9 protein-coding genes are annotated in these 8,344 nt (G+C 64.4%); 1 reads left to right on the forward strand and 8 read right to left on the reverse strand.

What is annotated here, in order from left to right; genetic code table 11:
• Window positions 1-18: 18 nt before the first annotated feature.
• From rpsO to truB, 6 genes are all read right to left on the reverse strand, one after another.
• The gene (gene rpsO / locus B384_RS0112615) at window positions 19-288 is read right to left on the reverse strand and encodes a 30S ribosomal protein S15 (RefSeq protein ID WP_019483462.1); all 270 of its coding nucleotides are present in this window, start codon (window positions 286-288) and stop codon (window positions 19-21) included.
• Between the two features lie 118 nt (window positions 289-406).
• Window positions 407-1,399 carry a bifunctional riboflavin kinase/FAD synthetase gene (locus tag B384_RS0112620; RefSeq protein WP_019483463.1) on the reverse strand — a complete coding sequence of 331 codons (993 nt, stop codon included), beginning with the start codon at window positions 1,397-1,399 and terminating at the stop codon, window positions 407-409.
• Between the two features lie 60 nt (window positions 1,400-1,459).
• The gene (locus B384_RS19780) at window positions 1,460-2,131 is read right to left on the reverse strand and encodes a DUF4345 domain-containing protein (RefSeq protein ID WP_133185494.1); all 672 of its coding nucleotides are present in this window, start codon (window positions 2,129-2,131) and stop codon (window positions 1,460-1,462) included.
• Window positions 2,132-2,184: 53 nt separating this feature from the next.
• A complete protein-coding gene (locus tag B384_RS0112630) occupies window positions 2,185-2,652 on the reverse strand; it encodes a hypothetical protein (protein ID WP_019483465.1) in 468 nt (155 codons plus the stop codon).
• Window positions 2,649-3,020, reverse strand: a complete 372-nt coding sequence (locus B384_RS0112635; RefSeq protein WP_019483466.1) for a hypothetical protein — start codon at window positions 3,018-3,020, stop codon at window positions 2,649-2,651. Before B384_RS0112635 ends, B384_RS0112630 begins: the two co-directional genes overlap by 4 nt.
• Window positions 3,017-3,904 carry a tRNA pseudouridine(55) synthase TruB gene (gene truB / locus B384_RS0112640; protein ID WP_443110860.1) on the reverse strand — a complete coding sequence of 296 codons (888 nt, stop codon included), beginning with the start codon at window positions 3,902-3,904 and terminating at the stop codon, window positions 3,017-3,019. Before truB ends, B384_RS0112635 begins: the two co-directional genes overlap by 4 nt.
• A 69-nt stretch (window positions 3,905-3,973) precedes the next feature.
• Between truB and B384_RS0112645 the strand changes: the two genes are divergently transcribed.
• A complete protein-coding gene (locus tag B384_RS0112645; RefSeq protein WP_019483468.1) occupies window positions 3,974-5,152 on the forward strand; it encodes a pyridoxal phosphate-dependent aminotransferase in 1,179 nt (392 codons plus the stop codon).
• Window positions 5,153-5,232: 80 nt separating this feature from the next.
• Here B384_RS0112645 and rbfA read toward each other — a convergent pair whose 3' ends face one another.
• Both rbfA and infB read right to left on the reverse strand, forming a co-directional pair.
• The gene (gene rbfA / locus B384_RS0112650; RefSeq protein ID WP_019483469.1) at window positions 5,233-5,691 is read right to left on the reverse strand and encodes a 30S ribosome-binding factor RbfA; all 459 of its coding nucleotides are present in this window, start codon (window positions 5,689-5,691) and stop codon (window positions 5,233-5,235) included.
• Window positions 5,692-5,942: 251 nt separating this feature from the next.
• The coding region (infB, locus tag B384_RS0112655) for a translation initiation factor IF-2 (RefSeq protein WP_026041169.1) at window positions 5,943-8,344 on the reverse strand (2,402 nt) is incomplete at its 5' end.

The raw sequence follows: 8,344 nt of genomic DNA on the forward strand, positions 1-8,344 counted from the left end.
CCCGCCCCACGTGTGTTACTAGCGGCGCAGGCCGAGACGCTCGATGAGCGTACGGTAGCGCGTGATGTCAGTCTTACGCAGGTAGTCCAGCAGACGACGACGGCGTCCAACCATCAAGAGCAGGCCACGACGCGTGTGGTGGTCGTGCTTGTGCATCTTGAGGTGTTCGGTGAGGTCGAGAATACGGCGGGACAGCATCGCAATCTGCACCTCAGGTGAGCCGGTGTCGGCTTCCCCGGTTGCATATTCCTTAATGATTTCCTGCTTGATAGCGGCGTCAAGGGCCACAATAACTCCTAGAGTTGTACCGTGAACAAGTTCCCTGGTCTTGCCGACAGTCGCCTGCCGAACCAAAGACACAGAAAGATCCAGCCACCACGGACTGCAGCCGGATCCACGGTCCAGTTTACCTGCTGAGGCGTTGTTCTGTCGAAAGGACCTCGCGGGTCTCTTCGACGTCGAGCCGCATCTGGGCGATCAGCGTGTCGGGCCCGGTGTAGGCCACCATTCCCCTCAACCGACGGGTGAACTCCACGATGATGATCTGTCCGTACAGGTCGAAGTCGGAAACGTCTTCCTTGGGGCGATCAATGACGTGTGCTTCGACGTGGCGACTGACGCCTTCGAAGGTGGGGTTCGATCCGACCGAAATGGCTGCGGGCCAGCGGGTGCCGGCTTCGTCGACGAGCCATCCGGCGTAGATCCCATCGGCGGGAATATAGCCGCCGGAGGCTGGTGACAGGTTGGCGGTCGGGTAGCCCAGTTCACGGCCGCGAGCCGCGCCGTGGACCACTTCGCCGCGCATCCGGTGTGGCCGTCCGAGGATCCGCGCGGCAGTTGCCACGTCCCCGTCTTCCAGGGCCTCGCGGACCCAGGTGGAGGAACAGCGCCGATCGCCGTCGGCCTCGGTGGGATCGGTCGGGCTGGCGCCGAAGTCGTCGATGACGATCACCTCGAAACCGAGTTTCTGTCCCAGTTCGCGCATCGTGCCGAGGTCGCCGCTATTGTCCCGACCGAAGCGGACATCGTGACCGATCACCACGGCGCGGGCGTTGAGGGCGTCGACGAAGACCTTTTGGACGAACTCTTCCGGCGTGTTTGCCGCCAGTTCCAGCGTGTAATGCATCATCAGCAACGCCTGTATCCCGGTGGTGGCGAGGGTCTCGATGCGGTCCTCAAGACCCATGATGAGTTCCGGCGCCTGATCCGGCCGATGCACCTTGGCGGGGTGGGGCTCAAACGAGATGACTACCGCTGCGGCGTCGCGGTCGCTTGCCGCGGCGACCAGCTGTTGCAACACCCGCTGATGGCCGAGGTGGACACCGTCGAAATTACCAATGGTGACCACCGATGGACCAAAACCATTCGGAACACTGGTCAGGTCATTCCAGTAGTACACGCATCTCCTCTTTCGTTGTAAACCGCCCCCGGGCCCGGGGTGCAGCGCTGACCGCCGGTCTTAGCCGCGTGCTGCGTACTCGTTGCGGATCTCGGTGGTCTTGGCGATGTACCGGTGCCACACCAGCAATGCTGCCGGGAAGGCGAGTTCAATGACCATCAGGATGATCATCATGTAGTGGGGGGTTCCGGAGAACGCCCAGGACAGGACCCGGCCGATACCGCCGATGAAGACCATCAGGCAGACCATCCAGAGCATGTTGGCCCACTCAAACTTCACGCCAATGGTGATAAACGCGGCTCCCACACCGACCATCATCGCCGAGAAAAAGCGGAACTGGCTTTCGAGCGTGGGGCTGGGGTTCCCAATATCGGTGTCAGGCACGCCCGAGGTTCCCGTGATCAGGTAGAAGGCGCCGAAACCGGCGAGGATCAGACCCACCAGGACGACGACAGTCCTGAAGACGCCCCACTCCCCCTTGGGCGACTTGGGCTTGGCGGTCTTCTTTCCGCTCTTCGCTGCGGTTTTGGGTGCCGACGACGGCGTCCCTGCCTTCGCCTGCGCTCCGGCCGGGCTGGCGGGCTGGCCGGCAGTCCGCCCGGCGGCATGGCCCGGAGCCTGAGCGCCCGTTGGCCGTGGCTGCCCGGCGGAGGGGCTTCCCGGCGCGTTGCCCGAGGCCGGGCGGGTGCTGTCCTGCGGATTGCCGGTGGGGTGGTTCTCTGAATTGGACATGATGCTCCCTTTAACTGGCTCCAGCATTAATTGGTACTCCTGCAGTCATACTCTCACGCAGCGGGGCTGATCCGCTCGGTGGTCTGCACCGTTGGTGTTCCCGGCCGATTCAGAAAAAGCCACCAGAGGCCAAGGATCGGCAGAACCAGCGGCACGAAGCCGTATCCCCTGCCGAACAGGGACCACACCGTGTCACTGGGAAATGCCTCCGGGTCGAGGAGGCTGAACAGCCCGACCGTGAGGACACCTACGAGTTCCAGACCCACCGCACCGACTGAAATCCAGTACCAGCGTTTCCCCGGCATCGCCAGGGCCACGGTCGCCAGGACGTAGACGACCGCGGCAAGCGCGGTCAGGAGGTAGGCGAGTGGCGCCTCACCGAATTTGGTGCCGATCTGGAAGGCTGCGCGTGCGGTTGCCGCGAGGGCGAAGACCCCATACACGGCAATCAGCAGGCGTCCCGGCCCGCTGTTGCGGTGCCGGGAGACAGCAGCGCTGTTGTCGGGGCTGTTGTCGGTCACAGGGGCACCCGATCCCAGATTTGTTCCATCCGAAACAGCATAACGAAGACCGTGATTCCGACGGCGCCCAGCACCAGGTTGCTCCATCTGCTGCGCTCCAGGATGGCCCACCAGAACCCGGCCACGGGGATACACAGCGCGGTCAACAGGTAGCCCCAGAACTCCCAGGCCTCCCCCGCGATTGCCTCACCACCGGCCTGCCTGATGATGGCTGCCACCCCATAAACCAGGAGAAACAACTCAACAGCTGCGACCGAGAGGATGGTGATGTCATTCGGTGGCTGCCGGATCACCGCAGCACCGAAGCAGATCACGGCCGACGCCAGGCACACGATGACGCCGGCGATAAAGAACCCGTCAACGATCACTGGGCAGAGCCGTTCCCGGGAGCGAAAACCAGCAGGGGGCGGGCCCGGTCTGACGAGTTCTTGAGGAGGGCTATCAGGGTGCCGTCGGGGGCGAACGCGGCCACCGGACCGTCGTCGGGCCCGGCCGGGATGAAACGCCCGTGCGATAGATCGAGTGCTTCGGCTGCGGAAAGTTCGCGGGGGGTGAAGAGCACCCGCGCCGCATCGTTGATGGGCAACAGTCGGAGATCGGTGGCCAGTTCCTCCAGGGTTGCCGACTGTTCCAGCGAGTACGGACCCACTTGGGTCCGGCGGAGTGCCGTCAGATGTCCGCCGACGCCCAGTGAACCGCCCAGGTCCCGGGCCAGCGCCCGAATATAGGTCCCCGAACTGCATTCGACTGTGACATCGATGTCCAGCAGCGTTCCATCGCCCTCCGCGCTTGTCACGGGCCGGATGTCGTGGATATCAAAGCGGTGGATCGTGACCGGGCGTGCCGCGAGGACCACGTCCTCCCCGGAGCGAACCCGGGTGTAGGCGCGCTGCCCGTTGACTTTGATGGCGCTCACGCTGCTGGGTATCTGCTGTATTTCACCGGTAAGCGCTTCCGCCCCGGCACGGACGGCCTCGGCGGTGATGCCCGCGGCGTCGGCGGTTGTAACCACGTCGCCCTCGGCGTCGTCGGTCACCGTCGACTGCCCCAGCCGAATGGTGGCCGTATAGGTTTTGGACGTACCGACCACATAGGTGAGCAGCCGGGTGGCCCGGTTGATGCCGACCACCAGCACGCCTGTTGCCATCGGATCGAGGGTGCCAGCGTGGCCCACCTTACGGGTCCCGGCGATACCGCGCATTTTGCTGACGACGTCATGACTGGTCCAGCCCTGAGGCTTGTCCACGATTATTAGTCCTGAGTGGACTTGCCCGGAATTCACGCCTCTCAGTATAGGGCGACGCGGGGATACGCTTGCCCAATGCCGAAGATCTCGTCCCACGCCGATTCGCTCCCAGCCAACCAGATCCGTGAAATCACTCAAGCTGCCTGGGCGACGCCCGGTGCAATTGTGCTGAGCATCGGCGAACCGGGGTTTCCGGTGGCTCGCCATGTTCTGGAAGCCGGGATGGCGGCGTTGGACCGGGACGAGACCAACTACACACCCAATGCTGGCATCGCCCCCCTGAGGGAAGCCTTCGCCGCCCGGTTCAGCGCACAGAATGCGGTCGACGTGGACCCGGGTCGGGTCTACGTGACAGCGGGGGCCCAGCAGGGACTGCACCTGGCCATGAGCCTGCTGCTCGACGTCGGCGACGAGGTGCTGATCCCCAATCCCGGTTATCCCACGTTTGGCATGACTGCCGGTCTGCTGCACGCCGTACCCGTGGAGTACCCGCTGCACGCCGAGCACGGGTTCCAGCCCCGGGTGAAGGACCTCGAGGAACTCCTGAGCTCCCGCACCCGGGTCATCGTCCTGAACTCCCCGTCGAACCCGCTCGGTGCTGTCTTCAGCGAAGGCCTGACCCGTGAGCTGATGGAATTCGCCCGGGTCCACGACCTCTGGGTTATCTCCGATGAGTGCTACGAATCGTTCACCTATGACGTCCCGCATGTCAGCCCCGCCCGTTTCGATAGGCCGGGAGCAGACAGGGTTTTTACCTCCATCACCCTGTCCAAGACCTATGGGCTCACCGGGATTCGGGTCGGAGCGCTCATTACGCCCCCGGGCATGCAGCAACAGCTCGACAACGTGATGGAATCGATCGTGTCCTGCGTAGCGGCGTCGTCGCAGTATTCGGCGTTGGCAGCGCTGACCGGCCCGCAGGATTATGTGGCGACGGCGCTGAGCCACTACCGGAGCAACAGGGACGCGGCTTCGGCTGTGCTGCAATCGCTGGGCATCGACTTCCTGGACGCCGAGGGCGCCTTTTACCTGTGGGCTGACTTGTCGCACGCCACGGACGGCGACGTCCGGAAGTGGGTGCACGTGCTGCTTCGCGAACGGGGCGTGGCGGTGGCGCCCGGGACCGCGTTTGGTTCGATTGGCGAGGGGTGGATCCGCATTTCGCTCTGCGGCGACTCGGCCGAACTCATCGACGGTCTCTCCCGCCTTCCGGCACGGCCTCGCGGCGATGACGCTGACCTCAACCAGGACTAGTTCCCGGCGAACTTAAGGACAGCAGGGTGGGACCGCGTGTGCGGTCCCACCCTGCTGTCATGGTGCCTGGTTATTAACCGTTACTTCGACGAAACCTCGTCGGCGTCGTCGTCCTCGTCCTCGTCCGGCTTGCGATACGGATCAGCGTCGCCAGCGAACTTCGCACCCTGGGCAATGGCCGCCACCTCTGCATCGCGTTCCCGCGCAGTGCGCAGCAGCTCTTCGAGGTGGCTTGCGTTGACCGGAATCTCGTCGGGGACGAATTCCAGCGTCGGAGTCAACCGTGCGGTAATGTTCTTGCCCACCTCTGACCGCAGCACTCCTCGCGCCGACTCGAGGGCGGTGCGGGTGGCCGCCTGCTCTTCTGCGTCGCCGAAGACCGTGTAGTACAGGGTCGCGTGCTGGAGGTCGTTGGTCACGCGCGCATCGGTGATGGTGACGGCCTCAAGCCGTGGATCTTTGACCCGACGGCGTAACGCCTCAGCAACAATTACCTTAATCCGTTGTGCAAGCCGTGAGGCCCGGGCCGGATCTGCCATAACTAACTCCTCTTGCCTAAAATACTTACCTATAAATCGGGAACTTCAAGGACGCCAGCGAGGACTGTCGTCGTCGCAAGCCCCCGAACGTGCCGCCAAGCCGAGAAGGCCTGACCGCCCCACTCGGACGCCCGGGAATCCGGGGCGCCTATGGTTGGTGGGCGTCTGAGCGAACGCTCCGGACGAAGTCCGCGTGCGGGCGCGAAGTGGGCAAAGGCGCCCCGGATTCCCGGGGCGCCCAAGCTCACAACCTAGACGCGCGGCTTCTCGCGCATCTCGTAGGTTTCAACGATGTCGCCTGCCTTGACGTCGTTGAAGGACCCGAGGCCGATACCACATTCGAAGTCCGTGCGGACCTCGGTGGCGTCGTCCTTGAAGCGACGCAGGGACTCGATGGTGAGGTTGTCGCCGACAACCGTCCCGTCGCGGACCAGGCGTGCCTTGGAGTTCCTGCGGATGACGCCCGAGCGGACGATCGACCCGGCGATGTTGCCGAACTTCGATGACCTGAAGACTTCCCGGATCTCTGCGGTTCCGAGCTGTGCTTCTTCGTACTCTGGCTTGAGCATGCCCTTGAGCGCTGCTTCGATGTCATCGATTGCTGCGTAGATGACCGAGTAGAAGCGCAGGTCGACGCCTTCGCGGTCGGCAAGATCTGCCACCCGCTCGGCTGGCCGGACGTTGAACCCAATGATGATCGCTGAGTCAACGGTCGCCAGGTTGACGTCGTTCTGCGTGATGGCGCCGACACCGCGGTGAATAACCCGCAGAGCAACTCCATCGCCCACATCGATCTTGAGCAGTGAGTCTTCGAGTGCTTCGACAGCACCCGAGACGTCGCCCTTAAGGATGAGGTTGAGGGTGTCGACCTTGCCGTCTGCAACGGCCTGATCGAAGTCCTCGAGGCTGATGCGCTTGCGGCGCTTCGCCAGGGCTGCGTTGCGGTCGGCTGCTTCACGCTTCTCAGCGATCTGGCGACCGGTCCGCTCGTCAGGCGTCACCAGGAAGGTGTCACCGGCACGAGGCACCGTGGAAAGACCCAACACCTGCACGGGGCGGGACGGGCCAGCCACCATAACGTTGTCGCCGTCTTCGTTGAACATGGCACGGACGCGTCCGTGAGCCACACCCGCAACGATCGTGTCGCCGACGCGCAACGTTCCGGACTGAACCAGAACCGTTGCGACAGCGCCGCGACCCTTGTCCAGGTTCGCTTCGATAGCGATACCGCGGGCGTCCTTGTTCGGATTGGCTCGCATGTCCAGTGCCGCATCGGCGGTCAGCAGGACCGCTTCGAGCAGTTCGTCGATGCCGTCGCCCTGAAGCGCCGACACATGAACGAACATGGTGTCGCCACCGTATTCTTCGGGAACCAGACCGTATTCGGTGAGCTGGCCCTTGACCTTGTCAGGGTTCGCTCCTTCGCGGTCCATCTTGTTCACCGCGACAACGATCGGCACATTGGCTGCCTGAGCGTGGTTCAGCGCCTCAACCGTCTGAGGCATGACGCCGTCGTCGGCTGCGACAACGAGAACCGCGATGTCGGTGACCTTGGCACCTCGGGCACGCATAGCGGTGAACGCCTCGTGACCGGGGGTGTCAATGAACGTGATGGCCCTTTCGGTGCCCTCATGCTCGTGGTCGATCTGGTAGGCACCGATGTGCTGGGTGATCCCGCCGTGTTCGCCTTCGACGACGTTCGACTTACGGATCGCGTCCAGCAGGCGGGTCTTACCGTGGTCAACGTGACCCATGACGGTGACCACTGGTGGACGGGCCTCGAGCTGGGTGTCGCCCTCGGCTTCGAGTTCGGCGTCGATATCGATGTCGAAGTTGCCCAGGAGTTCGCGCTCCTCGTCCTCCGGCGAAACGACCTGGATCTTGTAGCCCAGTTCGGTGCCGAGCACCTCGAAGGTACCTTCGTCGAGGGACTGGGTAGCGGTAGCCATTTCACCGAGGTGGAACAGGACCGTGACCAGTGCCGCCGGGTTCGCATCTATCTTCTCGGCGAACTCGGAGAGTGATGAGCCGCGACGCAACCGGACAATGGTGTTGCCGTCGCCGCGGGGTACGCTGACGCCGCCCAGGGACGGAGCTGACATCTGCTCCAGTTCCTGACGCTTCGCGCGCTTCGACTTGCGCTGCTTGCCGCGTCCTGCACCGCCCTTACCGAAAGCGCCGGCAGTGCCGCCGCGTCCGCGACCGCCCTTACCGAAGCCACCGCCTGCGGGTGCACCTCCACCTGCACCGGGGGCGCCACCTGGGGCGCCACGGCCCGGTCCGCCGCCTGGACGGGCTGCGCCACCGCGACCGGGTGCTGCTGGGCGTTCGGTGCGGTTCGGCATCATCCCCGGTGTGGGGCGTGAACCTGCTGCACCGGCTGCTGGGCGGGGACCGCCCGGACGGGCTGCTCCCGCTGCGGGGCGTGGGCCACCTGCACCGGCCGCTGGGCGTGGGCCACCTGCACCCGCTGCTGGGCGCTGGCCACGCTCGTCGTCGCGACGTCCTGGGCGAGGCATGCCCTGTGATGGTGCGAACGGGTTGTTGCCTGGCCGGGGTCCGCCTGAACGATCGCCGTCGCCGCGCCCTGAACGGGGCATGCCCTGTGAGGGTGCGAACGGGTTGTTGCCTGGCCGCGGTGCGCCGGGGCGAG

The organism is Arthrobacter sp. TB 23, assembly GCF_000294595.1.
In the GTDB taxonomy this organism is placed as follows: domain Bacteria; phylum Actinomycetota; class Actinomycetes; order Actinomycetales; family Micrococcaceae; genus Arthrobacter_D.

What these genes read in the sequence shown, in the direction of transcription:
- B384_RS19780 (WP_133185494.1), bottom strand. Translation starts at nt 2,131, where the DNA reads ATGTCCAATTCAGAGAACCACCCCACCGGCAATCCGCAGGACAGCACC.
- B384_RS0112645 (WP_019483468.1), top strand. Translation starts at nt 3,974, where the DNA reads ATGCCGAAGATCTCGTCCCACGCCGATTCGCTCCCAGCCAACCAGATC.
- rbfA (WP_019483469.1), bottom strand. Translation starts at nt 5,691, where the DNA reads ATGGCAGATCCGGCCCGGGCCTCACGGCTTGCACAACGGATTAAGGTA.